22 protein-coding genes and 1 pseudogene are annotated in these 26,080 nt (G+C 72.3%); 9 read left to right on the forward strand and 14 right to left on the reverse strand.

All coding sequences use genetic code 11. The features are described 5' to 3' along the window. Positions 1-38: 38 nt before the first annotated feature. Positions 39-335, reverse strand: a complete 297-nt coding sequence (locus tag ACIBEA_RS09785) for an ATP-binding protein (protein ID WP_399259318.1) — start codon at positions 333-335, stop codon at positions 39-41. A 267-nt stretch (positions 336-602) separates the two neighbouring features. On the opposite strand from ACIBEA_RS09785, the gene ACIBEA_RS09790 reads away from it, so the two are divergent. Next, a complete protein-coding gene (locus ACIBEA_RS09790) occupies positions 603-1,145 on the forward strand; it encodes a GntR family transcriptional regulator (protein ID WP_399259319.1) in 543 nt (180 codons plus the stop codon). Continuing rightward, positions 1,142-1,924 carry a GntR family transcriptional regulator gene (locus ACIBEA_RS09795; RefSeq protein WP_399259320.1) on the forward strand — a complete coding sequence of 261 codons (783 nt, stop codon included), beginning with the start codon at positions 1,142-1,144 and terminating at the stop codon, positions 1,922-1,924. The genes ACIBEA_RS09790 and ACIBEA_RS09795 overlap by 4 nt, the downstream gene beginning before the upstream one ends. A 153-nt stretch (positions 1,925-2,077) precedes the next feature. Here ACIBEA_RS09795 and ACIBEA_RS09800 read toward each other — a convergent pair whose 3' ends face one another. The 3 genes from ACIBEA_RS09800 to ACIBEA_RS09810 all read right to left on the reverse strand — a co-directional run bounded on the left by ACIBEA_RS09800 (position 2,078) and on the right by ACIBEA_RS09810 (position 9,192). After that, the gene (locus ACIBEA_RS09800) at positions 2,078-3,538 is read right to left on the reverse strand and encodes a glutamate synthase subunit beta (RefSeq protein WP_399259321.1); all 1,461 of its coding nucleotides are present in this window, start codon (positions 3,536-3,538) and stop codon (positions 2,078-2,080) included. After that, positions 3,531-8,087 carry a glutamate synthase large subunit gene (gene gltB, locus ACIBEA_RS09805; protein WP_399259538.1) on the reverse strand — a complete coding sequence of 1,519 codons (4,557 nt, stop codon included), beginning with the start codon at positions 8,085-8,087 and terminating at the stop codon, positions 3,531-3,533. Before gltB ends, ACIBEA_RS09800 begins: the two co-directional genes overlap by 8 nt. 373 nt (positions 8,088-8,460) lie before the next feature. After that, positions 8,461-9,192: a VIT1/CCC1 transporter family protein gene (locus ACIBEA_RS09810; RefSeq protein WP_399259322.1), complete on the reverse strand. Its 732-nt coding sequence runs from the start codon at positions 9,190-9,192 to the stop codon at positions 8,461-8,463. Positions 9,193-9,473: 281 nt separating this feature from the next. Here ACIBEA_RS09810 and ACIBEA_RS09815 point away from each other — a divergent pair, with 281 nt between their 5' ends. From ACIBEA_RS09815 to ACIBEA_RS09845, 7 genes are read left to right on the forward strand one after another with little or no spacing between them, the layout of a single operon-like run. Further along, positions 9,474-10,508 carry an ADP-ribosylglycohydrolase family protein gene (locus ACIBEA_RS09815; RefSeq protein WP_399259323.1) on the forward strand — a complete coding sequence of 345 codons (1,035 nt, stop codon included), beginning with the start codon at positions 9,474-9,476 and terminating at the stop codon, positions 10,506-10,508. Then, positions 10,505-11,791 (forward strand): ADP-ribosylglycohydrolase family protein, encoded by a 1,287-nt coding sequence (locus ACIBEA_RS09820; protein ID WP_399259324.1) that lies wholly within the window; start codon positions 10,505-10,507, stop codon positions 11,789-11,791. The genes ACIBEA_RS09815 and ACIBEA_RS09820 overlap by 4 nt, the downstream gene beginning before the upstream one ends. Next, positions 11,788-12,933, forward strand: coding sequence for an ADP-ribosylglycohydrolase family protein (locus ACIBEA_RS09825; RefSeq protein WP_399259325.1), 1,146 nt, complete (start codon positions 11,788-11,790; stop codon positions 12,931-12,933). The genes ACIBEA_RS09820 and ACIBEA_RS09825 overlap by 4 nt, the downstream gene beginning before the upstream one ends. Next, complete coding sequence (locus ACIBEA_RS09830; RefSeq protein ID WP_399259326.1) at positions 12,930-14,339, forward strand: ADP-ribosylglycohydrolase family protein; 1,410 nt, start codon at positions 12,930-12,932, stop codon at positions 14,337-14,339. The genes ACIBEA_RS09825 and ACIBEA_RS09830 overlap by 4 nt, the downstream gene beginning before the upstream one ends. Next, positions 14,336-15,241, forward strand: a complete 906-nt coding sequence (rbsK, locus tag ACIBEA_RS09835; protein ID WP_399259327.1) for a ribokinase — start codon at positions 14,336-14,338, stop codon at positions 15,239-15,241. The genes ACIBEA_RS09830 and rbsK overlap by 4 nt, the downstream gene beginning before the upstream one ends. After that, on the forward strand, positions 15,238-16,473 hold the full coding sequence (locus ACIBEA_RS09840; RefSeq protein WP_399259328.1) for a CaiB/BaiF CoA transferase family protein: 1,236 nt from the start codon (positions 15,238-15,240) through the stop codon (positions 16,471-16,473). Before rbsK ends, ACIBEA_RS09840 begins: the two co-directional genes overlap by 4 nt. Beyond that, entirely contained in the window at positions 16,470-17,291 is an 822-nt protein-coding gene (locus ACIBEA_RS09845; protein ID WP_399259329.1) for an HpcH/HpaI aldolase/citrate lyase family protein, read from the forward strand. The genes ACIBEA_RS09840 and ACIBEA_RS09845 overlap by 4 nt, the downstream gene beginning before the upstream one ends. Before the next feature lie 72 nt (positions 17,292-17,363). Here the strand turns inward: ACIBEA_RS09845 and lgt are convergent, their stop codons facing one another. The 10 genes and pseudogenes from lgt to ACIBEA_RS09895 all read right to left on the reverse strand — a co-directional run bounded on the left by lgt (position 17,364) and on the right by ACIBEA_RS09895 (position 26,077). Then, positions 17,364-18,371, reverse strand: a complete 1,008-nt coding sequence (gene lgt / locus ACIBEA_RS09850; RefSeq protein ID WP_399259330.1) for a prolipoprotein diacylglyceryl transferase — start codon at positions 18,369-18,371, stop codon at positions 17,364-17,366. A 337-nt stretch (positions 18,372-18,708) separates the two neighbouring features. Continuing rightward, a pseudogene (locus ACIBEA_RS09855) lies at positions 18,709-19,545 on the reverse strand (DsbA family protein); the annotation flags it as partial. A gap of 43 nt (positions 19,546-19,588) precedes the next feature. Beyond that, positions 19,589-20,410: a tryptophan synthase subunit alpha gene (gene trpA, locus ACIBEA_RS09860; RefSeq protein ID WP_399259331.1), complete on the reverse strand. Its 822-nt coding sequence runs from the start codon at positions 20,408-20,410 to the stop codon at positions 19,589-19,591. Then, complete coding sequence (gene trpB, locus ACIBEA_RS09865) at positions 20,407-21,654, reverse strand: tryptophan synthase subunit beta (protein WP_399259332.1); 1,248 nt, start codon at positions 21,652-21,654, stop codon at positions 20,407-20,409. The genes trpA and trpB overlap by 4 nt, the downstream gene beginning before the upstream one ends. A 119-nt stretch (positions 21,655-21,773) precedes the next feature. After that, entirely contained in the window at positions 21,774-21,983 is a 210-nt protein-coding gene (gene trpM / locus ACIBEA_RS09870) for a tryptophan biosynthesis modulator TrpM (RefSeq protein ID WP_399259333.1), read from the reverse strand. An 11-nt stretch (positions 21,984-21,994) separates the two neighbouring features. Then, positions 21,995-22,804 carry an indole-3-glycerol phosphate synthase TrpC gene (gene trpC / locus ACIBEA_RS09875; RefSeq protein ID WP_330329924.1) on the reverse strand — a complete coding sequence of 270 codons (810 nt, stop codon included), beginning with the start codon at positions 22,802-22,804 and terminating at the stop codon, positions 21,995-21,997. 148 nt (positions 22,805-22,952) lie between these two features. Then, positions 22,953-23,435 carry a DUF2752 domain-containing protein gene (locus ACIBEA_RS09880; protein ID WP_399259334.1) on the reverse strand — a complete coding sequence of 161 codons (483 nt, stop codon included), beginning with the start codon at positions 23,433-23,435 and terminating at the stop codon, positions 22,953-22,955. A 52-nt stretch (positions 23,436-23,487) separates the two neighbouring features. Then, positions 23,488-23,745, reverse strand: a complete 258-nt coding sequence (locus tag ACIBEA_RS09885; protein WP_399259335.1) for an HGxxPAAW family protein — start codon at positions 23,743-23,745, stop codon at positions 23,488-23,490. A gap of 155 nt (positions 23,746-23,900) precedes the next feature. Then, positions 23,901-24,572, reverse strand: a complete 672-nt coding sequence (locus ACIBEA_RS09890; protein WP_399259336.1) for a TIGR02234 family membrane protein — start codon at positions 24,570-24,572, stop codon at positions 23,901-23,903. A 14-nt stretch (positions 24,573-24,586) separates the two neighbouring features. After that, a complete protein-coding gene (locus ACIBEA_RS09895) occupies positions 24,587-26,077 on the reverse strand; it encodes an anthranilate synthase component I (RefSeq protein ID WP_399259337.1) in 1,491 nt (496 codons plus the stop codon). Positions 26,078-26,080: the final 3 nt, after the last annotated feature.

Genomic DNA, 26,080 nt, shown 5'->3' on the forward strand with positions numbered 1-26,080 from the left:
ACAACGGCTCGCCACCGAGACTGATCCCACTTTGACTATTAGTCAATACTCGCGGGTAGCCCACCTGTCCTCACTCGGAAGACCGCGCACACCGTCTTGCCGACCGACCCGTCCTCCACGGTGAGGTCATCGGCGAGCTGGGAGACGAGCCACAGGCCACGCCCGGACAGGGCGTCCGGAGACGCACGCCGCACCACCGGTGCACCCGGCCCGCTGTCACGCACGTCGATGCGCACCTGATCGCGCGCCCATTCGACACGCACGGCGAATCGACGCCCCTCGGGCACTCCGTGGATCACCGCATTGGTCGCGAGTTCGGAGACGCAGAGGCGCATGTCGTCGCGCCGATCGGCGACACCCCACCCCCCCCCCCGAGCGAGTCACCGATGGAATTGCGGGCCGCCCGCACCGAATCGCGAGTCCCGGGAAACGTCTGCTGCCGAGAGAAGGACACACCCACCCCACACATTTGACGCTAAGCCACCACTGCCACACAGAACGTATCGCTATTCGCGAATTCCAGCAAGGTTTTCACCTAGGACCACACCCGCTCGTCACATACCGTGGGATCTGCAGAACCGGACGGGGTCGCGGAGGGCAACATGGGCGAAGGCCAGTGGACGAGTGCGTCGATGCCGTACCTGACTCCGCGCGCGGAGTCGGAGTCGGACGCGTGGACCGCGGAGAGCGCGGCTCGCGGGCGCGTGGGTGGGCAGCGCATCCTGCACGCGGGAGAGCAGCCCGCGTCGGAGGAGGTCGCCCGGATGTTGCGCGTGCCGGCGGGAGAGAGCGTCGTACGGCGCCGTCGCCTCATCGAACTGGACGGAGTTCCGTGCGAGTTGACGGACACCTTCTACCCCGCCGCGATCGCACTCGGCACCCCTCTCGCGGGCACCGCCAAGATCCGCGGCGGCGCAGTCACCTTGCTGGCCCGGCTGGGGCACACGGGGGTACGCGTCGTGGAGCACGTCACGGCGCGTCTGTCGACGACGGAGGAGTGCGGGCCACTGTGCGTCCAGCCCGGCGAACCGGTCCTGGTCGTCTCGAGGGTCACGCTCGATTCGGCTGACCGGGCCATCCAGGCCGATGTGATGGTCATGCCCGCCGAGCGTGCGCAATTGCGTTACGAGACCAGGATCGGATGACGTTGCCCAGCCCCGAGGAACAGCCGCTCGACCAACGTCCCCTGCACGTCCGCATCGCCGCCGACCTGCGCGATGACATCCTGAACGGGGAGCTGGGCCCCGGGGCCAAACTTCCCTCCACCACCCACCTGAAGGCCCGGTTCGACGCGTCGAGCGCCACCGTGCAGAAGGCCTTGGGACTCCTCAAGGACGAACGGCTCGTCATCGGGCGAGCGGGCTCAGCCGTGATCGTGCGGGAGCACCGACAACGCACCATCCGTCCTGCGGACTCGCTCTCCGCGGGGGCGTCGGCGGACGCGCCCTACCCGTGGCTCACTGACGCAGCCGGACACGGGGCCCACGCGGTCAGTAGGCTCCTAGAGGTCCGTGAGACAGTGCCACCCGCCGACGTCGCCCTCGCCATGTGCCTCGAGCCCGACGACCGGGCCTTGCTGCGCCACCAGTTGCTACGGATCGACGGTGAACCGGCAGAACTCGTCCGGTCCTACTACCCCTTGGACATCGCCCGCGGCACCGCACTCGCCGAGGCGCGCAGGATCAAGGGCGGCACCCCCACCCTGCTGGCCGGACTCGGCTTCCCTCCCCGGCTGAGCGTCGACCGGGTCTCGGCCCGCATCCCCACTCAGGAGGAACACCGCTCGCTGGGCCTGAACAGCGACCTTCCGGTGTTGCGCACCCTGCGGACGGTGTTCAGCGACGACCGGCGACCGGTGGAGGCCACCGTCATGGTGAAGGCAGGCCACCTGTACGAGCTCCGCTACGAGTTCGCCCCGGACTGACCCCGGGCATGCCACAGCGCCCGCCTTCCCTGGTCGGAGACTGGCGGGCGCCGTGTCAGAGTGCCGTACGCCGTTGTACGGACCGTATGAGGGCCTCCCCGCGAAGGGAGGGGTAACTGCCGCCCCTCCCCCGCAGGGGGAAGGGGGCCGGGACTACACCATCAACGAGCGGTCCGTCGGCTTGACCGGGTACGGGAGGGTGCTCGCGCCCGTCAGGAAGCGGTCCACGCCGCGGGCCGCGGAGCGGCCCTCGGCGATGGCCCACACGATCAGGGACTGGCCGCGGCCCGCGTCGCCGGCGACGAAGACGCCGTCCACGTTGGTCGCGTACGAGCCGTCCCGCGCGACGTTGCCGCGCGCGTCCAGCTCCAGGCCGAACTGCTCCACCAGGCCGTTGGCCTGGTCGGTGCCGGTGAAGCCCATCGCGAGGGTGACCAGCTGCGCCGGGATGGCCCGCTCGGTGCCCTCCTTCTGGACGAGCTTGCCGTCCTCGAAGGCGACCTCGACCAGGTGCAGGGACTGGACGTTGCCGTCCTCGTCGCCCTCGAAGTGGGTCGTGGAGACGGAGTAGATCCGCTCGCCGCCCTCCTCGTGGGCCGAGGTGACCTTGTACAGCATGGGGAAGGTCGGCCACGGCTGGCCGGTCGGCCGGTCCTCGGAGGGACGCGGCATGATCTCCAGCTGGGTGACCGAGGCCGCGCCCTGGCGGTGGGCGGTGCCCACGCAGTCCGCGCCGGTGTCACCGCCGCCGATGACGACGACGTGCTTGCCCGCGGCGGTGATGGGGGGCGCCACGAAGTCGCCCTCCTGCACCTTGTTCGCGAGCGGCAGGTACTCCATCGCGAAGTGGATGCCGTTCAGGTCGCGGCCCGGGACCGGGAGGTCGCGGGAGACCGTGGCACCGGCCGCGATGACGACCGCGTCGTAGCGGCGGCGCAGCCCGTCGGCCGGGATGTCCCGGCCGATCTCGACGCCCGTACGGAACTTGGTGCCCTCCGCGCGCATCTGCTCGATGCGGCGGTTGATGTGCACCTTCTCCATCTTGAACTCGGGGATGCCGTACCGCAGCAGGCCGCCGATGCGGTCCGCGCGCTCGAACACCGCGACCGTGTGACCGGCCCGCGTCAGCTGCTGGGCGGCGGCGAGTCCCGCCGGGCCCGAGCCGATGACGGCGACGGTCTTGCCGGACAGCCGGTCCGGCGGCTGCGGGGTGACGTCGCCGTTGTCCCACGCCTTGTCGATGATCGAGACTTCGACGTTCTTGATGGTGACGGCCGGCTGGTTGATGCCGAGCACGCACGCCGACTCGCAGGGAGCCGGGCACAGGCGGCCGGTGAACTCCGGGAAGTTGTTCGTGGCGTGCAGGCGCTCGGACGCGGCGGTCCAGTCCTCGCGGTAGGCGAAGTCGTTCCACTCGGGGATCAGGTTCCCGAGCGGGCAGCCGTTGTGGCAGAACGGGATGCCGCAGTCCATGCAGCGACCGGCCTGCTTGCTGATGATCGGCAGCAGCGAACCCGGGACGTAGACCTCGTTCCAGTCCTTGAGCCGCTCGGCGACGGGACGGGAACAGGCGGTCTCGCGGGGGGTGGTGAGGAAGCCCTTCGGGTCAGCCATGGGTCGCCGCCTCCATCATCTTCTCGGTGGTCTCGGACTCGGAGAGTCCGGCCCGCTCAGCGGCGTCCTTGGCGGCGAGCACTGCCTTGTACGTGGTGGGGATGATCTTGCTGAAGCGGTCCACCGAGACGGACCAGTCAGCGAGGAGCTTGGCGGCCACGGTCGAGCCGGTCTCCTCCTCGTGGCGGCGCACCACATCGTGCAGCCACTGCTTGTCGGTGTCGGACAGGTCGGTCTCGACCGCGCCCGCGTTGCCGACGTTGACGTTGCAGGGGTCGAGGTCGATGACGTACGCGACGCCGCCCGACATGCCGGCCGCGAAGTTGCGCCCGGTCTCGCCCAGGACCACGGCCTGGCCACCCGTCATGTACTCGCAGCCGTGGTCGCCCACGCCCTCCGAGACGACCAGGGCGCCGGAGTTGCGGACGCAGAAGCGCTCGCCGGTGCGGCCGCGCAGGAACATCTCGCCGCCGGTCGCGCCGTAGCCGATGGTGTTGCCCGCGATGGTCGAGTACTCGGCCAGGTGGTCGGCGCCGCGGTCCGGGCGGACCACGACGCGGCCGCCGGAGAGACCCTTGCCGACGTAGTCGTTGGCGTCGCCCTCCAGGCGCAGCGTGATGCCGCGCGGCAGGAAGGCGCCGAAGGACTGACCGGCCGAACCCGTGAAGGTGAGGTCGATGGTGTCGTCGGGCAGGCCCGCGCCGCCGAACCGCTTGGTGACCTCGTGGCCGAGCATGGTGCCGACGGTCCGGTTGATGTTGCGGATCGCGACCTGCGCGCGGACCGGGTGGGCGGCCTCGGCGTTCGGGGCGTTCAGCGCGTCGGCGGCCAGCCGGATCAGCTCGTTGTCGAGGGCCTTGGCCAGACCGTGGTCCTGCTCGATGACGGCGTGGCGGACCGCGCCCTCGGGCAGCTCGGGCACGTGGAAGAGCGGGTCCAGGTCGAGGCCCTGGGCCTTCCAGTGCGCGACGGCCTTGGTGGTGTCGAGGAGTTCGGCGTGACCGACGGCCTCCTCGATGGTGCGGAAGCCCAGCTCGGCGAGCAGCTCGCGCACCTCCTCCGCGATGAACTCGAAGAAGTTCACGACGAATTCGGGCTTGCCGGAGAAGCGGTCCCGCAGCACCGGGTTCTGCGTGGCGATGCCGACGGGGCAGGTGTCGAGGTGGCAGACGCGCATCATGACGCAGCCGGAGACGACGAGCGGCGCGGTCGCGAAACCGAACTCCTCGGCGCCCAGCAGCGCGGCGATGATGACGTCGCGGCCGGTCTTGAGCTGACCGTCGGTCTGGACGACGATGCGGTCGCGCAGGCCGTTGAGCAGCAGCGTCTGCTGGGTCTCGGCGAGGCCGAGCTCCCAGGGACCGCCCGCGTGCTTCAGGGAGGTCAAAGGAGACGCGCCCGTACCGCCGTCGTGGCCGGAGATGAGGACGACGTCCGCGTGCGCCTTGGACACGCCGGCGGCGACGGTCCCGACGCCGACCTCGGAGACCAGCTTCACGTGGATGCGGGCGACCGGGTTGGCGTTCTTGAGGTCGTGGATCAGCTGAGCCAGGTCCTCGATGGAGTAGATGTCGTGGTGCGGCGGCGGGGAGATCAGACCGACGCCCGGGGTGGAGTGCCGGGTCTTGGCGACCCACGGGTAGACCTTGTGGCCGGGCAGCTGGCCGCCCTCGCCGGGCTTGGCGCCCTGCGCCATCTTGATCTGGATGTCGTCCGCATTGACCAGGTACTCGCTGGTGACGCCGAAGCGGCCGGAGGCGACCTGCTTGATCGCCGAGCGGCGCGCCGGGTCGTACAGGCGGTCCGGGTCCTCGCCGCCCTCACCGGTGTTGGACTTGCCGCCCAGCTGGTTCATCGCGATGGCGAGCGTCTCGTGCGCCTCCATCGAGATGGAGCCGTACGACATGGCGCCCGTGGAGAAGCGCTTGACGATGTCGGCGACGGACTCGACCTCGTCGATGGAGATCGCGGGGCGGGCGCCGGGGCCCTCGCTCGCGCTCGTCTTGAAGCCGAACAGGCCGCGGAGCGTCATCAGCCGCTCGGACTGCTCGTTCACCCGGTCCGTGTACTGCTTGAAGATGTCGTACCGGCGGTTGCGGGTGGCGTGCTGGAGGCGGAAGACCGTGTCCGGGTCGAACAGGTGCGGCTCGCCCTCGCGGCGCCACTGGTACTCGCCGCCGATCTCCAGCGCGCGGTGCGCCGGGGCGATGCCGGAGACGGGGTACGCCTTGGCGTGGCGCGCGGCCACCTCCTTGGCGATGACGTCCAGACCGGCGCCGCCGATCTTGGTGGCGGTGCCGCTGAAGTACGTACCGACGAAGTCGTCGTTGAGGCCGATGGCCTCGAAGACCTGGGCGCCGCGGTAGGAGGCGACCGTGGAGATGCCCATCTTGGACATGACCTTCAGGACGCCCTTGCCGAGCGCGTAGATCAGGTTCCGGATGGCCTGCTCGGGCTCCAGGTCCGACAGGAAGGTGCCCGCGCGCAGCAGGTCCTCGACGGACTCCATGGCCAGGTACGGGTTGACCGCGGCCGCGCCGTAGCCGATGAGCAGGGCGACGTGGTGGACCTCGCGGACGTCGCCGGCCTCGATCAGCAGACCCACCTGGGTGCGCTGCTTGGTGGCGATGAGGTGGTGGTGCACCGCGGCGGTGAGCAGCAGCGAGGGGATCGGCGCGTGCTCGGCGTCGGAGTGCCGGTCCGACAGGACGATCAGGCGGGCGCCGTTCTCTATGGCGGCGTCGGCCTCGGCGCGGATCTCCTCGATCCGCGCGGCGAGCGCCTCGCCACCGCCCGAGACCCGGTAGAGGCCCGAGAGGGTGGCGGCCTTCATGCCGGACATGTTGCCGTCGGCGTTGATGTGGACGAGCTTGGCCAGCTCGTCGTTGTCGATCACCGGGAAGGGCAGGGTGACGCTGCGGCACGACGCGGAGGTCGCCTCCAGCAGGTTGCCCTCGGGGCCCAGGGAGGACAGCAGCGAGGTGACGAGCTCCTCGCGGATGGCGTCCAGCGGCGGGTTGGTGACCTGCGCGAAGAGCTGGGTGAAGTAGTCGAAGAGCAGCCGGGGGCGCTCGGACAGGGCCGCGATCGGGGAGTCCGTGCCCATGGAACCGAGCGGCTCGCCGCCGGTACGGGCCATCGGCGCCAGGATGATCTTCAGCTCTTCCTCGGTGTACCCGAAGGTCTGCTGGCGGCGCGTGACCGAGGCGTGGGTGTGCACGATGTGCTCGCGCTCGGGGAGGTCCTCCAGCTCGATCTCACCGGCTTCGAGCCACTCGGCGTACGGCGCCGCGCCCGCGAGCTCGGCCTTGATCTCGTCGTCCTCGATGATCCGCTTCTGGGCGGTGTCGACGAGGAACATCTTGCCGGGCTGCAGGCGGCCCTTGCGGACGACCTTGGCCGGGTCGATGTCGAGGACGCCGACCTCGGAGCCGAGGACGACGAGGCCGTCGTCGGTGACCCAGTAGCGGCCGGGGCGCAGACCGTTGCGGTCGAGGACCGCGCCGACCTGGGTGCCGTCGGTGAAGGTGACGCAGGCCGGTCCGTCCCAGGGCTCCATCAGGGTGGAGTGGTACTGGTAGAACGCACGGCGGTCGGGGTCCATCGAGGTGTGGTTCTCCCACGCCTCGGGGATCATCATCAGCACGCTGTGCGGGAGCGAACGGCCACCGAGGTGGATCAGCTCCAGGACCTCGTCGAAGGACGCCGAGTCGGAGGCGTCGGGCGTACAGATCGGGAAGATCCGCTCCAGCGCGCCCTCGCCGAAGACGCCGGAGGCCAGCTGGGACTCGCGGGCCTTCATCCAGTTGCGGTTGCCCTTGACCGTGTTGATCTCGCCGTTGTGCGCGACGAAGCGGTACGGGTGGGCGAGCGGCCAGGACGGGAAGGTGTTCGTCGAGAACCGCGAGTGGACCAGGGCGAGCGTCGAGGCGAAGCGACGGTCGGAGAGGTCCGGGAAGAAGGGCTCCAGCTGGCCGGTGGTCAGCATGCCCTTGTAGACGATGGTGCGGGCGGACAGCGAGGGGAAGTACACGCCCGCTTCGCGCTCGGCGCGCTTGCGCAGCACGAACGCCTTGCGGTCCAGCTCGATGCCGGTGCTGCCATTGCTCACGAACAACTGGGCGAAGGCCGGCATGGTGGCGCGGGCGCCGTTGCCGAGCAGGTCGGGAGCGACCGGCACCTCGCGCCAGCCGAGCACGGTGAGGTGCTCCTCGGCGGCGATGGCCTCGATCTGCGCGACGGCCTGCGTGGAGTCGTCGGCGGGGAGGAAGGCGATGCCGACGGCGTAGGCGCCGGCCTCGGGCAGCTCGAAGTCGGTGACCGCGCGCAGGAACGCGTCGGGGACCTGGCTGAGGATGCCCGCGCCGTCGCCCGAGTCGGGCTCGGAGCCGGTGGCCCCGCGGTGTTCGAGGTTCCGCAGTACGGTCAGCGCCTGCTCGACCAGCGTGTGGCTGGCCTCGCCGGTGAGGTTGGCCACGAAACCGACGCCACAGGCGTCGTGCTCGTTGCGCGGGTCGTACATGCCCTGCTGGGCGGGGCGACCGTCCATGGGCGACCAGGCGGTGGTGCTGGGGCCGGTCGCGGAGTGCGTGGATGCGGAACGCATCGGGACTCCCGTCGTCGTCGTGGCATATGCATAGCCGAGGGACGACGTTGGCCCTCTGCGAAATTTCGTGCAGGTTACATGATGGCGGCAATCCCGGGAACCGGATATCTCGTTCCAGCATGCGGACACTGCGCGAATCGGAAAGAGGGGACCTGCGCGGGCGGATGCGCGGGGCGGAAGTCCCGGGTGGGCTGGGCATCATTGCCCGGCCGCCCTAGAACTATTGCCCGCCGGTCACACGATCGAAACCGATCGAAACCGGCGAGTAATGAACTACTTATGCGGCTCTCTGCATAGTGTCTCATCCTTCGAGCGGTCAGCCTACGACGCCACCGATCCACGTGCCCAGGATGTACGTCACACCCGCGGCCGCGCCACCCAGGACCAGCTGGCGCATGCCGCTGTACCACCAGGACCGGGCGGTGACCCGGGAGACCACGGCGCCGCACAGGAACAGGCCGACCAGGGCCAGCAGCACCGCGGGCCACAGCGCGGTCGCGCCGAGCAGGAACGGCAGTACGGGCAGCAGCGCGCCGAGCGCGAAGGCGCCGAACGACGACACCGCGGCGACCAGCGGCGACGGCAGGTCGTCCGGGTCGATGCCCAGCTCCTCGCGGGCGTGGATCTCCAGCGCCTGCTCCGGGTCACGGGACAGCTGCATCGCGACCTCGCGGGCGAGGGCGGGTTCGACCCCGCGCGAGACGTAGAGCTCGGCCAGCTCCTCCATCTCGTCGATGGGGTGCTTCTTCAGCTGCTGCCGCTCGATGTCGAGCTCGGCGAGGACCAGCTCGCGCTGGGAGGCGACCGAGGTGTACTCACCGGCCGCCATCGAGAAGGCGCCCGCGGCCAGACCCGCGAGCCCGGTGATGACGATGGTCTGCGTCGCGACCGCACCGCCCGCCACACCGGTCATCAGGGCGAGGTTGGAGACCAGTCCGTCCATGGCACCGAAGACGGCCGGGCGCAGCCAGCCACCGTTGACGTCACGGTGGGTGTGGTTGTCGCGGTGGGCCTCGTGCAGCGGTGCTTCGATGTCGATGATGGACATGCGGTTCTACTCCCCTTTTAATGCGAAATGGGTGCGCGCGAGCACGACACGGGTATGCCCGGGTCCTGTGCAGGCACCCACTCCCCCTGAACACCTCGAAACTACGCACGATTTCTGACCGCCGCCAGCAAGGTAGGCCGTACTTACCAGGGCTTTCGCCCCTCGGCGACCGGGTGACGAGGAGGTTCCAGGGGTGTTTCGCGGCAACCGACAAACCCGATGCCATGGCACAAATCCCCCATGGGCTCATGATGAGTTCCACCAAGTGGAGAGGCGCGCCCATGGAGCTGATCGCATCCGATCCGCAGTCGCATCCGCAGGCCCGTCCGCAAGACGGTCCGCAGGACGGTCCGCGGGTCGTGCTGGACCGGGCCCGGGGCGCTCTGTTGGGCCTCGCGGTGGGTGACGCGTTGGGCGCACCGGCGGAGAACATGAAGCCCTCGCAGATCCGGGCCAAGTGGGGCCGGATCGAAGGCTTCGTCTCGGACGACCCGGCCGGGACGGACGACACCGAGTACGCGATCTTCTCGGGCCTGCTGCTGGCCCGCCACGGGTCGGCGCTCACCGTCGCGCACGTCGAACGGGCCTGGCACCACTGGATCGCGGACCTGGACGAGGGCCCCTTCCGCGGTGCGGGCTTCTCGGAGCGCGGCACGCTGGAGAACCTGCGGCGCGGGCTCGCCGCGCCCATCTCCGCGCAGCACCGGCACGCGTGGTCGGACGGCCTGGCCATGCGGGCCGCGCCCTTCGGGGTCTTCGCGGCCGGGCGCCCGGCCGAAGCGGCCCGGCTCGTCGCGATCGACGGCACCGTCAGCCACGACGGCGAGGGCATCTACGGCGGCCAGGCCGTCGCGGCGGGCGTGGCGGCGGCCATGGCGGGCGGATCCGCGGCCTCGGTGGTCTCGGCGGCCCTGTCCGTCATCCCCTCGGACTCCTGGACGGCCCGTTCGCTGCGCCGGGCCGTGACGGCCGCCCCGCGCGGCGAACGAGCGGTGCGCTCGGCGGTGGTCATCGGCGGCTACCCGTGGACGGACCTGGCGCCGGAGGCGGTGGGCCTGGCGTTCGGCGCGTTCGCCGCGTGCGGCGGGGACTTCGCGGAGTCCGTCCTGACCGCCGTCAACATGGGCCGCGACGCCGACACCACGGCGGCCGTCGCGGGCGCCCTGGCCGGCGCGCTGTCGGGAGCCGCCGCCATCCCCGCCGCGTGGTCCTCGGCGATCGGCCCGGTACGGGGCAGCTGCCTGCCCTCGATGCGGGGCTACCACGTCCTGGACATCGCGGACCTCCTCACCCCGGAAGCCGAGCCCTCCCGATGACCGCACCCCCGCTCCCCCACACGACCCCCACCCGCCCCGACGCCCACACGCCCACCCCTGTGGCCGAACCCGCACCCACGCCCGGCGCCGCGGCAGGGACCCGGGCGGGCGGGGACCTGCGGCGGATCGAGGGGTTGCTGCTCGGGCTGGCCGCGGGGGACGCGGCCGGGTGGCCCGCCGCACGGCACCGGGCCAGCCGGATGCCCGAATGGACCCGCCGCCTCACCCGCGAACTGGACACCTTCGCCGAGCAGAACGCCACCACCACCCTCCCCGTCCCCATCGCCCTCAACCAGCCCCCCGAACCCCTGCGCCTCGGCCCGAGCGACGACGCCGAGTGGGCCGCCTTCGCCGCCGAGTCCGTACTCACCGCCGCCGGGGCCCTGCTCAGCGACCTGAGCCGGTCCCGGCGCATGCGGGCCGCGATCGACCTGGCCTGGAACGCCCTGGCCAGCGAGGTCGCGGCGGCCGCCGAGCGGGCTCCCGAGGTCGAGTCGGCGGTCCTGCCGCTGCGCGCGCGGATCTCCGTACGGGCCGGCCTCGGCAACCTCGCGGCCGGCCTGCGCCCGCCCGCCACCGGCCACGACAATCCGCACTACTTCGACGACGCCGCCTGCATCCGCGCCTGCGTCCTCGCGGTCGTCCACCCCGGGGACCCGGCGGCGGCCGCCGACCTCGCCGAGTTCGACGCCCGCTACACCCAGGACGGCGACGGCGTGCACGGTGCCCGCGCGATGGCCGCCGCCGTCGCCACCGCCCTGGCGGGCGCCGGCACGGACGCCGCCGTGGACGCCGCGCTCGACCAACTGCCCGCCACCACGGAGATCGGCCGCAACGCCCGCCACGCCGTCGCACTCGCCCGCGCCCATGGGGCCGCGCACACGGACGGGCACACTCACGGCGGCGCCTTCGCCATCGTGCCGCTGCTGGAGCACCAGATCGTGGACCACGTCTACAGCTACGGCATCGCCGCCGCCGAGACCGTCCCGGTCGCCCTCGCCCTGGCGACGGCCGCCCGCGGCCGGGTCGCCGAAGCGGTACCGGCGGCCGCCTGCCTGTCCCGCGTCGCGGATTCGGCACCCGCCCTCGCCGGGGCGCTGACCGGCGCGCTCGGCGGCGGCGACTCGATCACCTCCGCCTGGCGCGACGCCTGCCGCACCCTGTCCGGCTGCGCGCTGCCCCGCCTCGCCGGGACCGACCTCGTGGAACTCGCCGCCCTCCTCGCGCGGACGGAACTCACCTCGCCCAAGGAACTCAAGCCCCAGGGGATGATTCGGACATGACGCTCACACTCGAGGACCGGGCCGCGGGCTGCCTGGTCGGCGCGGCCGTCGGGGACGCGCTCGGCGGCCCGGTGGAGGGCTGGTCACCGGACCAGATCGTGGAACGCCACGGCGGTCCGGTACGGGGCGTCGTCGGCCCCTGGTACGAGGACTGGCGCACCGCGCGCCCCATCGCGCCGTACCACAAGGGCGACGGCCACGTCACCGACGACACCTTGATGACGCACGCGCTGGTACGCGTCTACGAGGCGGTGCGCGACCACCTGGACGCCTACGCGGTCGCCGACCACCTCGTCCCCGACCTGATGTCACGGCCGCGCTGGATCCCGGAACTGGAGGCGGAGGCGCTGCCGTTGCAGCGGATCTTCCTCGCCGAGAAGTGGATCGTGGCCCGGCTGCACTACGGGCACGTGGACCCGCGCGAGGCGGGCAGCGGAAACATCGTCAACTGCGGGGCCGCGATGTACGCGGCGCCGGTCGGCATCGTGAACGCGGGCAACCCCGCGGGCGCGTACGCGGAGGCGCTGGACATCGCCGGCGCCCATCAGTCGTCCTACGGGCGGGAGGCCGCCGGGGTGTTCGCCGCCGCGGTGGCGGCGGCCTGCCTGCCGGGGGCGAGCGCCACCTCGGTGGTCGAGGCGACGCTCGCCCTGGCCAAGGACGGCACCCGGGCCGCGATCGAGGCGGTCGCCGAAACCGCGTCCCTGCACCGGGACTTCGCGTCGGCGATCGCGCCGTTGCGGGCGGCGGTGGCCCCCTACGACTCGGTCGGCCCGGACTACCGCGCCCCTTCGCTCGGCGCCCGCCGGCCGTCCCGGCTGCACGCGATCGAGGAACTCCCGGTCGCGCTCGGGATGTTGCTGGTCGCGGACGGCCGGTACGAGGAGGCCGTGCTCGGCGGCGTCAACTACGGGCGGGACTGCGATTCGATCGCCACGATGGCGGGAGCGCTGGCCGGGGCCATGGGCGGCGCGGCGGCGGTGCCCGAGGGGTGGGCGAAGGAGGTCGCGGAGGCGAGCCGGCTCGACCTGCACGCCCCCGCGGCGGCCCTGGCCCGGGTGGCCCGCGAGGTCTTCGACCTCGACCGCACCCGCCGCCGGGCCCACGAGCACGCCTTCGCCGCGATCGCCGACCCCCGATGAGCCGGCCCGCCGTGGTGGCCCCCGGGCCGGGGGGCGTCCGGCTGACCTGGGCGCAGCCCGAGGACCTGGTGGGGCACGAGCTGCGCCAGGCCGAGGAGGACGGGCGGGGCCCGGCCGCGGAGCCGTTGCGGCGGGCCTGGCTGGCGGCGGGCGGCCACCCGGCCCCCGCCCGGGCCGGCGCCTCGACCACCCCCGCGGCCCCGCACCTGCGCGCCCTCGCCCACCGCCTCCTGGACGAACTGGCCGCCCTCCCCCACCCTTCGCCGACGGACGAACCGACCCCCTGGCCCGCCATCACCACCTCCTGGCCCCCACACCCCCGACCCCGGCCCGCGGACCCCGCCACCTCGCCGGAGGCGGACCGGCTGGAGGCCGCCTGGCTCGGGCGGGCCGTGGGGTGCGTGCTCGGGAAGCCCGTCGAGAAGCTGCCGCTCGTCGGGATCCGCGCACTGGCCCGGGCCGCCGGGAACTGGCCGCTGGACGACTGGTTCACCGCCCGCGGGGTCCCCGCGGAGCTGCTCGCCGCGTACCCGTGGAACCGCCGCTCCGCGCCGACCTCCCTCGCCGAGAACATCGACGGGGCCCCCGAGGACGACGACCTCAACTACCCGCTGCTGAACCTGCTCCTGCTCCAGCGCCACGGCAAGGGCTTCACCACCGCGGACGTCGCCCGGCTCTGGCTCGACGAGCTGCCGGCCGGGCGCACCTTCACCGCCGAGCGGGTCGCGTACCGCAACCTCCTCCTCGGCCTGGAGCCGCCCGCCACCGCCATCCGCCACAACCCGTTCCGCGAGTGGATCGGCGCCCTCATCCGCGCCGACGTGCACGGCTGGACCCACCCCGGCGATCCGGTGGCCGCCGCGGCCCAGGCCCACCGGGACGCGGTCCTCACCCACACGGGCAACGGCGTCTACGCCGCCCTGTTCGTCGCCGCCGCCACCGCCGCCGCGGCCTCCCCCGGGGCCGACGCGCACGGCGCGCTCGCCGCCGGACTGGCCGTCGTACCCCCGCGCTCCCGGCTCGCCGAGGCGGTCCGGTTCGCCCTCCGCGCCGCGCACGAGCACCCCCGCTTCGACGACGTGGTCGACCGGCTGCACGAGCGCTACGGCCACTACCACTGGGTGCACGCCGTCCCCAACACCGCGCTGATCGCGGCCGCCCTCACCCACGCCGACGGCGACTTCACCGGCTCCATCTGCCGGGCCGTGTCCGGCGGTTGGGACACCGACTCCAACGGCGCGGCCGCGGGCGCGCTCGCCGGGCTGCTCGCCGGCTCACCGGACCGCCTCCCGCACCGCTGGACCGCCCCGCTGAAGAACCGGCTCGCGACCAGCGTCCCCGGCTTCGACGGCATCGGCTTCGACGCCCTCGCCCACCTCACCGCACAGGAGGCAGCACGCTCATGACGGCCATCGCCGTGCTCGGCAGCACCAACATGGACCTCGTCGCCTACGTCCCCAAGGCCCCCCGCCTCGGGGAGACCGTCACCGGCCGCGAGTTCCGCACCGTCCCCGGCGGAAAGGGCGCCAACCAGGCCGTCGCCGCCGCCCGCAGCGGCGGGCAGGTGACGATGATCGGGGCGGTCGGCGCGGACCCCTTCGGCGTCCGGCTGCGCTCCGCGCTCTCGGCCGCCGGGGTGGAGACGGCGGCGCTGCGCACCGTCGAGGGCGCCAGCGGCACCGCGCACATCACCGTGGACGACGAGGGCGGCAACTCGATCATCGTGATCCCGGGCGCCAACGCCGGCGTCACCGGCCTGGAGGCCGGCGACGAGTCCCGGATCGCCGCCTGCGGCTCCCTCCTGCTCCAGCTCGAACTGCCGCTGACCGCCGTCCTGGCGGGCGCCCGCGCCGCCCGCGCACACGGCGTGCGTACGGTCCTGACGCCCGCCCCCGCCCAGCCGCTGCCCGCCGAACTCCTCGCCGCCATCGACCTGTTGGTGCCCAACGAGCACGAGGCGGCAGCGCTCACTGGGCTGACCGACCCGCGGCTGGCGGCGGACGCCCTGCTGCACGACGTACCGGAGGTGGTCATCACCCTCGGCGCGGTCGGGGCCCTGCACGCGGCGCGCGGGCAGGCTCCGTACACCGTGCCCGCGCCCCGGGTCCGGCCCGTGGACACCACCGCGGCCGGGGACACCTTCGTCGGCGCGCTCGCCGTGGCACTCGGCGAGGGACGCACCATGCGTGCGGCCCTGGCCTGGGCCTCGGCGGCGGCGGCGCTGTCGGTGCAGCGGGCCGGGGCCCAGGACTCGATGCCCTCGCGCGCCGAGACGGACGCCTTCGCGGGCACCGGACCCCGGCCGTGACCGCCCCCTCCCCCACCCCCGTCCCCGCGGCGGCCACCGCCGCCGCCCCCGGCCCGCTCGCCGGGCTGCGCGTCCTCGACCTGGCCACCCTCTTCGCCGGACCGCTGGCCGCGACCATGCTCGGCGACTTCGGCGCCGACGTGCTCAAGGTGGAGCATCCCCGGCGCCCCGACCCGTCGCGCGGCCACGGTCCGGCCAAGGACGGCATCGGCCTGTGGTGGAAGCTGCTGGGCCGCAACAAGCGGACCATGACCCTCGACCTGTCCACGCCCGGCGGCCGGGAGGTACTGCTGCGGCTCGCCGCCGGGTCCGACGTGATCATCGAGAACTTCCGTCCCGGCACCCTGGAGAAGTGGGGGCTGGGCTGGGCGGAGCTGTCCGCCGTCAACCCCCGGCTGGTCCTGACCCGGGTGACCGGCTTCGGCCAGTTCGGCCCGTACGCCCACCGCCCGGGCTTCGGCACCCTCGCCGAGGCCATGAGCGGGTTCGCCGCGATGACCGGGGAGCCCGACGGGCCGCCGACCCTGCCCCCCTTCGGGCTGGCGGACTCGATCGCCGCGCTGGCCACCGCGTACGCCGTCATGGCCGCGCTCGCGGGCCGCGACCGCAGCGGGGCGGGGCAGGTCGTGGACCTGGCCATCATCGAGCCGATCCTGACCGTCCTCGGCCCGCACCCGCTCTGGTACGACCAGCTCGGCTACGTGCAGCCCCGCACCGGCAACCGGTCCACGAACAACGCCCCGCGCAACACCTACCGCAGCGCGGACGGCCGCTGGCTGGCCGTCTCCACCTCGGCCCAGTCGATCGCGGAGCGGGTGATGCGGCTGGTCGGGCGGCCGGAGCTGATCGACGAGCCGTGGTTCACGACCGGCTCGGGGCGGGCCGCGCACGCGACCGTCCTGGACGAGGCGGTCGGCGGATGGATCGCCCGGCACAAGGCGGACGAGGTGGTCGCGGCCTTCGAGGAGGCGCAGGCGGCGGTCGCACCGGTCTACGACGTGCGCGACGTGCTCGCCGATCCGCAGTACGCGGCCTTGGACACGGTCACCGAGGTCGACGACCCGGACCTCGGCCCGCTGCGGATGCAGAACGTCCTCTTCCGGCTCTCCGAGACACCGGGGGCGATCCGCTGGGCGGGCCGCGCGCACGGCGCGGACACCGAGGCGGTGCTGGCCGAACTGGGATTGTCCGGAGCGGAGATCGACGTCCTGCGGACCGAGGGAGCGCTGTGATCCTGACCTGGCTGTACGTACCCGGGGACCGGCCGGAGGTCGTCGCGAAGGCGCTCGGCTGCGGCGCGGACGCGGTGATCGTGGACCTGGAGGACGCGGTACCGGTCTCCCGCAAGGAGTACGCCCGCGCGGCCACGGCGGAGTTGCTCCGGCACCGGCCCCCGACTCCGGTGTACGTCCGGGTGAACGCCCTGGACACGCCCTGGGCGCTGGCGGACCTGGCCGCGCTGTCCGGGCTGCACGGCCTCTCGGGGCTGCGGCTGCCCAAGATCACGGCGCCGGAACAGATCCGCACGGTCGCGGACCGGACCGGCGGGGTGGCCCTGTACGCGCTGCTGGAGTCGGCGCTGGGCGTGGAGCGCGCGTACGAGATCGCCCGCGCCCACCCGGCGCTGCGCGGGCTCTCCCTCGGCGAGTCGGACCTGCGGGCGGACCTCGGCGTGAGCGCGGACGCGGGGCTCGACTGGCCGCGCTCACGGGTGGTCGTGGCGGCCCGGGCGGCCGGTCTCGCGCCCCCGCCGCAGTCCGTCTTCCCGGACATCCGCGACCTGGAAGCCCTGGCCGGGTCCTGCGTCCGGGGCCGCGCGCTCGGGTTCCTGGGCCGGGCCGCGATCCACCCGCGGCAGCTGCCCGTGATCGAGCGGTCCTACCTGCCGGGGCCCGCGGAGATCGCCGCGGCCGAGCAGGTCGTCGCGGCGGCGCGCCGCACTCCGGGCGCCCAGGCGCTGCCGGACGGCCGGTTCGTGGATCCGGCGGTCCTGGCGGGCGCGGAGCAGGTCATGGCGCTCTCCCGACGGGAGCCCCGGGTGCTGTCGTGACGCACGCGTGCTCCGCCGGATCGGATCCGGCGGAGCACGGTGTGACGCGGTGGTGCGGTGACCCGGTGCGGGTCAGAGCTTCTTGGCCCCGGGCTTCTCGTCCTCGACAGCCGTGTCGACCGTGTCAGCCGTGTCGACCGTGTCGGCCTTCTCCAGCTGCACGGGCCCCTCGGGCTTCTCGGACTTCTCGGAGTCCAGGGACTTCTGGTCGGTGACGGCACCGGCCGCTTCCTTGTCCGCCGGGGCGTCCTTGCCCTCCGGGGCGCTGCGGACCGGCTCGACGATCTCCTCGCGGCCCGGCCGCAGCCGCGCCGACAGGATCAGGTAGGCCACGGCTGCCACGAAGACCACGATGGCCGTCCACACGTTGAGCCGCAGGCCCAGCACATGGTGCGCCTCGTCGACCCGCATGTACTCGATCCAGCTGCGCCCGACGCAGTAAGCGGCGACGTAGAGCGCGAACGCCCGGCCGTGGCCCAGCTTGAAGCGGCGGTCGGCCCAGATCACCAGGGCCGCGACGCCGAGGCACCACAGCGACTCGTACAGGAAGGTCGGGTGGTAGGTGCCCGCGACCCGGTTCGGGCCGTCACTGATCTCCAGCGCCCACGGCACGTCGGTGGCGCGGCCGTACAGCTCCTGGTTGAACCAGTTGCCCCAGCGGCCGAAGGCCTGGGCCACGGCGATGCCCGGAGCCAGCGCGTCCGCCCAGGCGGGCAGCGGGATGCCGCGCAGGCGACAACCGATCCACGCACCGACCGCGCCCAGCGCGATCGCACCCCAGATGCCGAGGCCGCCTTCCCAGATCTTGAAGGCGTCGACCCAGTTGCGGCCCTCGCCGAAGTAGAGCTGGTAGTCGGTGATCACGTGGTAGAGGCGTCCGCCGACCAGGCCGAACGGAACCGCCCACACGGCGATGTCCGCCACCGTGCCCGGCTGGCCACCGCGCGCGACCCAGCGCTTGTTGCCGAGCCAGACGGCGACGAAGACGCCGATGATGATGCAGAACGCGTAGCCGCGCAGCGGGATCGGTCCGAGATGGACCACACCGGTCGACGGGCTGGGAATGTAAGCAAGTTCCATGGCAACCCAGACGCTACCTTGCCGGGCGGTGGGCACCGCAACCCGCCCGGCAAGCTGGCGTCAAATCGACACCTGCCGATCATCCGGCGGGCACGGACCCGAGGCCGCCGGATCAGTCCCCGTCGACCGCCGCATTGCCCGACGAAGTGCCCGACGCACTGCCCGAGGACGTACCGGCCGAGGTACCCGAGGAGCCACGGGCGGAGCTGCCCGCCGAACTGCGGACCGAGGGCCGCCCCGAGGACGAGGACGACGATGCCGATGCCGACGCGGACGGTCGCGCCGACGCCTGCGGCGACCCCTCGGGCGACGACTGCGCGGGCGCTCCGGCGCCGGCCGCCGCCGTGACCTTCGCCTTCAGCTTCTCCGGGGTGAGCGGATTGGCCTGGTCCGCGAAGATGTCCTTGCCGTCGAGCAGGATCGTGGGCGTGCCGCGGAACTTCTGCGCCTTGAAGGCGTCGTACGACTTGGCGACCCAGCTGTCGTGGGTCCCGCCCTCGACGCACTGGCGGAAGGCGGGGGTGTCCAGGCCGTCCACCTTGCCGGCCAGCTCGATCAGCCGGGCGTTCTTGCCGTAGGCGTCGTCGACCTCCTTCGGCTGGTTCTCGAAGAGGACGTCGTGGTACGCCGGGAACTTCCCGACGTCCTGCGCGCAGGCAGCGGCATTGGCCGCCTTCTGGGAGCCGCTGCCGCTCATGTTGCCGTCGATCAGCGTCACCAGGTGGTACTCGACCTTGAGCTGCCCCTTCGCGACCAGGTCGTGGACGGTGGCGCGGTAGGCGTCCTCGAAGGACTTGCAGGCCGGGCAGCGGAAGTCCTCCCAGACCGTCAGGGTCGACTTCGCGGAGTCCTTGCCGTTCTGGATCGCGAGGGCGTCCTTCCCCGACGCGCCCGAGGGGGCCACGACCGGACCGGCCTTGTCCTTGTCCGCGCCGCTCTTGCCCGCATTGGCCGCGAGCAGACCGACTACGCCCGCGAGGGCCAGTACGCCGACGACCGCGGCGGACACCACCAGCGTCCGGCGGCGCTTGTCCTTGCTCTTCTGCCGCTCGCGCTCCACCAGGAGTCGCTCGCGGGCCGTTCTCTTCGCATCGCGGTTCGCACCGTCGTTCTTGTCACTCACGCCCCGCCAAACGAAGCGGGGAGGCACTCTCGTGCCTCCCCGCTCCCACATCCACCCGAACGGGCTACAGAACCCCGTTCGCGATCAGCCGCACCTAGTTCCTGCGTACGCCTTCCGCAAGCTCGCCCGCCAGGGCCTGGACGGCGGCGAGGCCGGCCGGGAGGTCCGGGGCGTCCAGGAGGAGCTTGACGAAGGCCGAGCCGACGATCACACCGTCCGCGAAGACCGCGACCTCCTTCGCCTGCACGGCGTTCGAGACACCCAGCCCCACGCAGACCGGGAGGTCCGTGGTCTTGCGGGTGCGGGCCACCAGGTCCTGCGCCTGCTCACCGACCGAGACCCGGGTCCCCGTCACGCCCATCAGCGACGCCGCGTACACGAAACCCGACCCCGCAGCCGTGATCGTCGCCAGCCGTGCGTCCTTGCTGGACGGCGCCACGACGAACACCGTCGCCAGACCGTGCTTGTCCGCGTGCTCGCGCCACAACGCGGACTCCTGGACCGGCAGATCCGGCAGGATGCACCCCGCCCCACCCGCCGCCGCCAACTCCGCCGCGAACCGCTCCACGCCATACCGGTCGATCGGATTCCAGTAGGTCATGACGAGCACGGGAGCGCCCGTCGCCTCATACGCCTCACGGACCGTGCGCAGGACGTCGGCGATCTTCACGCCGCCGCGCAGTGCGATGTCGTCCGCGGTCTGGATCACCGGACCGTCCAGGACCGGGTCGCTGTGCGGCAGCCCGACCTCGACCACATCCGCGCCACCCGCGATGATCGCCTTGATCGCCGCGATCCCACCGTCCACCGTCGGGAAACCCGCCGGGAGGTAGGCGACCAGGGCCGCACGGTTTTGCGACTTGGCCTTCGCCAGGGTGTCGCTCAGCAGCTGGACGTTGCCCGTGTGCGCGCTCACTTGGTGGCTCCTTCGGTGCCGTCGTAGAGGCCGAAGTAGCGGGCCGCCGTGTCCATGTCCTTGTCACCACGACCGGACAGGTTCACGATGATCAACCCGTCCTTGCCCAGCTCCTTGCCCAACTCCAGAGCCCCGGCCAGCGCGTGCGCCGACTCGATCGCCGGAATGATGCCCTCCGTGCGGGACAGGAGACGCAGCGCCTGCATCGCCTGGTCATCGGTCACCGCCCGGTACTCGCCCCGGCCCGCGTCCTTCAAATACGCGTGCTCCGGACCGATCCCCGGATAGTCCAGACCCGCCGAGATCGAATACGGCTCGGTGATCTGACCCTCCTCGTCCTGCAACACGTAGGAACGCGAACCGTGCAGGATCCCCGGCTCACCCGCCGACAACGTCGCCGCGTGCTCACCCGTCTCGATCCCGTGCCCCGCCGGCTCGAAGCCCACCAACCGCACCCCCGCGTCCGGAATGAACGCATGGAAGAGACCGATCGCGTTCGAACCGCCACCGACACACGCCGCGACCGCGTCCGGCAACCTGCCCTCGCGCTCCAGGATCTGGCGGCGCGCCTCCACACCGATCACCCGGTGGAAGTCACGCACCATCGCCGGGAACGGATGCGGACCCGCGACCGTACCGAACAAATAATGCGTGCGGTCCACATTCGCGACCCAGTCACGGAACGCCTCGTTGATCGCGTCCTTGAGCGTCCGCGAACCCGACGTCACCGCAATGACCTCGGCACCCAACATCCGCATGCGGGCGACGTTCAGCGCCTGACGCTCGGTGTCGATCTCACCCATGTAGATCGTGCACTCAAGACCGAACAACGCACACGCCGTCGCCGTCGCCACACCGTGCTGACCCGCACCGGTCTCCGCGATCACCCGCGTCTTACCCATGCGCTTGGTCAACAACGCCTGACCCAACACATTGTTGATCTTGTGCGAACCCGTGTGGTTCAGATCCTCACGCTTCAGATACACCGTCGCCCCGCCCGCGTGCTCCGCGAACCGCGGCACCTCGGTCAACGCACTCGGACGACCCGTGTAATTCACCAACAGATCATTCAACTCAGCCGCGAACGCCGGATCGACCTTCGCCTTCTCATACTCCGCCGCAACCTCATCCACCGCGGCGACCAACGCCTCCGGAATGAACTTGCCACCGAAATCACCGAAATAGCCCTCGGCGTTGGGGACGGAACCCTCGGGGTCCGGAATGAAGAACTCACTGGACGGCATGCCAGTACTCCTACGGAAGCAATCGGGTGGGATTCACCGTATTGCGCCGAGGGTCCCGAACGTGTCCGGCTCCACCACGGCCAAAGCGGCAGCAGAGCGCGGATCAGGGCACGGGACGGCTACGACGCGGCTCCGCCACGCCATCGCATGCCGTTGACCTGGCCGGGCTCCGACCCGATCACGTACCGGACCCGGCGCCCGCGCACGCGCCGGGCCGGGGCGCGGCAGCCGCGGGGGCGGCAGCCGCGCGCCAGGGGCGCGTGGGTCGACGGCACGTCGACCAGGCCGGGGAGGCCGGGTCGGGTGCGGACGGCGCGGGCGGACGGCATCACGGTCTGGGTCAGCTCCGCCCGTGGCGCAGGGCGGGGTGGGCACCGGCGGCGACCAGGTCGGCCACGGCGGCCTTCGGGTCTCGGCCGGTGACCAGGGATTCGCCCACGAGGACGGCGTCGGCGCCCTCGTTCGCGTAGGCGATGAGGTCGTGCGGTCCGCGGATGCCGGACTCGGCGACCTTCACGATGTGGGCCGGGATCTCGGGGACGACCCGCTCGAAGGTCGAGCGGTCCACCTTGAGGTCCTTGAGGTTGCGCGCGTTGACGCCGATGATCTTGGCGCCGGCGGCGACCGCGCGCTCGGCCTCCTCCTCGTCGTGGACCTCGACGAGCGGGGTGAGGCCGATGGACTCGGCCCGCTCGATGAGGGAGACGAGGGCCTCCTGCTCCAGGGCCGCGACGATCAGCAGCACGAGGTCGGCGCCATAGGCGCGGGCCTCCCACAGCTGGTACGCCGTGACGATGAAGTCCTTGCGCAGGATGGGAACGTCCACCCGTGCTCGTACGGCTTCCAGGTCCGCGAGGGAACCGCCGAAGCGGCGTTCCTCGGTCAGGACGGAGATGACGGCAGCGCCGCCCGCCTCGTAATCGGCGGCCAGGCCTGCCGGGTCTGCGATCGCGGCGAGCGCGCCCTTGGACGGGCTGGAGCGCTTCACCTCACAGATCACCTTGACGCCTTCGCCACGAAGGGCGGCGACGCCGTCCTTGGCCTGGGGCGCCTTGGCGGCACGCTCCTTGAGCTCGTCGAGGCTGACGCGCGACTGCCTTTCGGCAAGGTCGGCGCGGACCCCTTCGATGATCTCGTCGAGCACACTCACGCGAGCGGCCCCCTTCCGGGTCGGTCGACTGGTTCAAGGTCAGCAATCAAATGGTATCCGCAGGAGGCACTCGCCTCTGCACACGATTGACGGCGTCCCATTGACTGGACAATCGGAATCTGCTCTTCAATCCGGGCTGCGTACGGCCTCACGGGGCCAGCGCCGACCCGAAGGGCAGGTTTCGGACAACGGCGAAAATCAGCGCCACGGCGCCGATTCCCCACCAGTACAGCGGTGCGAGGGCCAGCCGCGGGGTCGGCCCGCCACGATAGGCGCGAATCAGCCACACGATCATGAAGCCGGCGAAGACGAAGTAGCCGATGACCGCCAGGGCATTCGCGCCGAGAGCGGTGATCAGATCGCCGTGGGCGAACGCGTGGGCGCTGCGCAGACCGCCGCAACCGGGGCACAGGATCCCGGTCAGCCGGAACAGCGGGCAGACCGGGTAGTGGCCCGGTTCGTACGGGTCCACGGCGGCGACGTAGCCGAGGGCCGAGGCGGCCACGGCCAGCGTGAGCACCGGGGCGGCGAGGCGGCGGGCCCGGCCGGGGGCGGCGGGCGCGGCGCCGGGCGGCCCGGGCGTCGCCAGGGGGGTGTGTGAGGCATCCACGCGCTGATTCTCGTCGGTCATGACAAAAGGCGCAGCCCGACGGGGCCGCGCCTTTCGATTCCGCTCCGGAACATCAGACCTTCGCGGTCTTCGCGGCCTTCATGGCGGCGATGACCGTCGCGAGGTCCTTGTGCTCGGCCTTCGGCGCGCCCATGCCCGCCGCCTTCATCGCCATGCCGACGACGCCGCCGAGCGCCACGATCACCAGGCCGGCGATGAAGCCCGTCAGGTTCGCCAGCACCATGAACGCGCCGGAGACGCAGAAACCGACGAAAGCGATGATGACACCGGTCCAGGCGGCCGGGGTGTGTCCGTGGTCAGTGCCCGACATGAGTTGCTCCTCGTTGGTCTGTGTTGCTCTGCGTTGCTCTGTGTTGCTCTGTGTTGCTCTGTCGAACGCGTCTGTGCGACCGCCCGGCCATCGTTGTCCTCGTATGCATTGTCCCGCACCCGGGACGCCCCTCGCGCCCGGGGGTGACCAGGCTCTCAGCGCCCGCTCGTGGGATCCTCGCCCCGGTCCAGCGCCTTCCACAGGTCCTCCGGCCGGTCCGGGTCCACCACCGGTGACTTGCGCGGCCGGGGCGTGCCGTCGCGCTCGTAGCGACCGCCCATGGCGGGCCAGCTCCGGCCGAAGCGCAGGGCCAGCAGCCCGGCCAGCAGGATCAGGAACGCGCCCGCCGCCGTCACGTACGGCCACGCCGTGTGGCTGAGCGCGGCCGCGTGGGCGGCGGTGTCCGCGGTCGTACGGGCCGCCGCGTCGTCCAGCGCCGCCCGGTCGCCCGCCCCCGCCAGCGCGGCGAGGACCGCGCCGAGGCCGCTCAGCGCGAGCAGCCCGGAGACCAGCAGGCGGCTGCGGCCACGTACGGCGAACACGGCGACCAGGGCCGCGAGGGCCACGATGGCCAGGGCCGCGGGGACCCCGGTGACCGCCCGCCCGTCGGCCGACAGCGGCAGCGCGCCGCCCCCGGCCGCGGCGGCGGTGCCGCGCGCCCAGGTCCGGCCCGAGGCCAGCAGGACGACGGTGGCGCCGAGCGCACCGAGCAGCAGGGCGGCGGCGACGCTGCGGCGGCTGCTGCCGCCGCGCGCGGCGGCAGCGTCGGCTTCCGGGTCGGCGGCGGGATCGGTTCGGGGTGGGGGTACGGCGCTCACGTACCCCACTATCCCCTACCGCTTCAGGCGGAGTGGAGGCGGTTCGCCGCTCCGACCGCGCGGAGCACCGCGGCGGCCTTGTTGCGGCACTCCGCGTCCTCCAGCTCGGGCACGGAATCGGCCACGACCCCGGCTCCGGCCTGCACGTACGCCGTGCCGTCGCGCAGCAGGGCGGTCCGGATGGCGATGGCCGTGTCGGCGTCCCCGGCGAAGTCGAGGTAGCCGACGCAGCCGCCGTAGAGCCCGCGGCGGGAGGGCTCCAGCTCCTCGATGATCTGCATGGCGCGCGGCTTGGGCGCCCCGGACAGGGTGCCGGCCGGGAAGCAGGCGGTCAGCACGTCGAAGGCGGTCCGGTTCTCGGCGACGCGGCCGGTGACGGTCGAGACGATGTGCATGACGTGCGAGTACTTCTCGATGCTCATGAAGTCGACGACCTCGACGCTGCCGGGTTCGCAGACCCGACCGAGGTCGTTGCGGCCGAGATCCACGAGCATGAGGTGCTCGGCGCGCTCCTTGGGGTCGGCCAGCAGCTCCTCGGCGAGGTCGTGGTCCTCCTGCGGGGTGGCCCCGCGGTGCCGGGTGCCGGCGATGGGGTGGACCATGGCCCGCCCGTCCTCGACCTTGACCAGCGCCTCGGGGCTGGAGCCGACGACGTCGAAGCCGTTCTCGAAGCGGAAGAGGTACATGTACGGGGACGGGTTGGTGGCGCGCAGCACCCGGTAGACGTCGAGGGCCGAGGCGGTGCAGGGGGTCTCGAACCGCTGCGAGGGCACGACCTGGAAGGCCTCGCCCGCGCGGATGCGCTCCTTGACGTCCTCGACGGCCGCCTGGTACTTCTCGCCGCCCCACAGGGCCGAGTACGCGGGCAGTTCGGAGGCCGGCAGCGGTGCGGGCGTGTACGGCGCCGGGCGGGAGAGGTCGGCCTCCATCGCGTCGAGCCGGGCGACGGCGTCGGCGTACGCCTCGTCGACGCCCGTGTCGAGGTCGTTGTGGTTGATCGCGTTGGCGATCAGGAGGACCGTGCCGTCCCAGTGGTCGAGGACCGCGATGTCCGAGGTGAGCAGCATCGTCAGCTCGGGGAGTTCGAGGTCGTCGTGGGTGTGCTCGCCGATCCGCTCCAGCCGGCGCACGATGTCGTAGCCGAGGTAGCCGACCATGCCGCCGGTGAAGGGCGGCAGGCCGCCCGAGAGGTCGCGCGGGGTGTGCAGGGCCTCGACGGTGGCGCGCAGCGCGTCGAGGGGGTCGCCGGTGGTGGGCACGCCGACGGGCGGGGTGCCGATCCAGTGCGCCTGGCCGTCCCGGACCGTCAGGGTCGCGTCGCTGCGGACGCCGACGAAGGAGTACCGCGACCAGGAGCGGCCGTTCTCGGCCGACTCCAGCAGGAACGTGCCCGGGCGCTCGGCGGCCAGCTTGCGGTAGAGGCCGACCGGGGTGTCCCCGTCGGCGAGGAGGCGGCGGCTGACGGGGATGACCCGGCGGTCGGCCGCGAGCTTGCGGAACGTTTCAAGATCCATGGC

This window comes from Streptomyces sp. NPDC051555, assembly GCF_044454405.1.
Taxonomy (GTDB): domain Bacteria; phylum Actinomycetota; class Actinomycetes; order Streptomycetales; family Streptomycetaceae; genus Streptomyces.

What these genes read in the sequence shown, in the direction of transcription:
- ACIBEA_RS09800 (WP_399259321.1), bottom strand. Translation starts at nt 3,538, where the DNA reads ATGGCTGACCCGAAGGGCTTCCTCACCACCCCCCGCGAGACCGCCTGT.
- ACIBEA_RS09885 (WP_399259335.1), bottom strand. Translation starts at nt 23,745, where the DNA reads ATGTCGGGCACTGACCACGGACACACCCCGGCCGCCTGGACCGGTGTC.
- ACIBEA_RS09825 (WP_399259325.1), top strand. Translation starts at nt 11,788, where the DNA reads ATGACGCTCACACTCGAGGACCGGGCCGCGGGCTGCCTGGTCGGCGCG.
- gltB (WP_399259538.1), bottom strand. Translation starts at nt 8,087, where the DNA reads ATGGACGGTCGCCCCGCCCAGCAGGGCATGTACGACCCGCGCAACGAG.
- lgt (WP_399259330.1), bottom strand. Translation starts at nt 18,371, where the DNA reads ATGGAACTTGCTTACATTCCCAGCCCGTCGACCGGTGTGGTCCATCTC.
- trpB (WP_399259332.1), bottom strand. Translation starts at nt 21,654, where the DNA reads ATGCCGTCCAGTGAGTTCTTCATTCCGGACCCCGAGGGTTCCGTCCCC.
- ACIBEA_RS09880 (WP_399259334.1), bottom strand. Translation starts at nt 23,435, where the DNA reads ATGACCGACGAGAATCAGCGCGTGGATGCCTCACACACCCCCCTGGCG.
- ACIBEA_RS09895 (WP_399259337.1), bottom strand. Translation starts at nt 26,077, where the DNA reads ATGGATCTTGAAACGTTCCGCAAGCTCGCGGCCGACCGCCGGGTCATC.
- ACIBEA_RS09820 (WP_399259324.1), top strand. Translation starts at nt 10,505, where the DNA reads ATGACCGCACCCCCGCTCCCCCACACGACCCCCACCCGCCCCGACGCC.
- trpM (WP_399259333.1), bottom strand. Translation starts at nt 21,983, where the DNA reads ATGCCGTCCGCCCGCGCCGTCCGCACCCGACCCGGCCTCCCCGGCCTG.
- ACIBEA_RS09790 (WP_399259319.1), top strand. Translation starts at nt 603, where the DNA reads ATGGGCGAAGGCCAGTGGACGAGTGCGTCGATGCCGTACCTGACTCCG.
- ACIBEA_RS09795 (WP_399259320.1), top strand. Translation starts at nt 1,142, where the DNA reads ATGACGTTGCCCAGCCCCGAGGAACAGCCGCTCGACCAACGTCCCCTG.
- ACIBEA_RS09810 (WP_399259322.1), bottom strand. Translation starts at nt 9,192, where the DNA reads ATGTCCATCATCGACATCGAAGCACCGCTGCACGAGGCCCACCGCGAC.
- rbsK (WP_399259327.1), top strand. Translation starts at nt 14,336, where the DNA reads ATGACGGCCATCGCCGTGCTCGGCAGCACCAACATGGACCTCGTCGCC.
- ACIBEA_RS09815 (WP_399259323.1), top strand. Translation starts at nt 9,474, where the DNA reads ATGGAGCTGATCGCATCCGATCCGCAGTCGCATCCGCAGGCCCGTCCG.
- ACIBEA_RS09785 (WP_399259318.1), bottom strand. Translation starts at nt 335, where the DNA reads ATGCGCCTCTGCGTCTCCGAACTCGCGACCAATGCGGTGATCCACGGA.
- ACIBEA_RS09830 (WP_399259326.1), top strand. Translation starts at nt 12,930, where the DNA reads ATGAGCCGGCCCGCCGTGGTGGCCCCCGGGCCGGGGGGCGTCCGGCTG.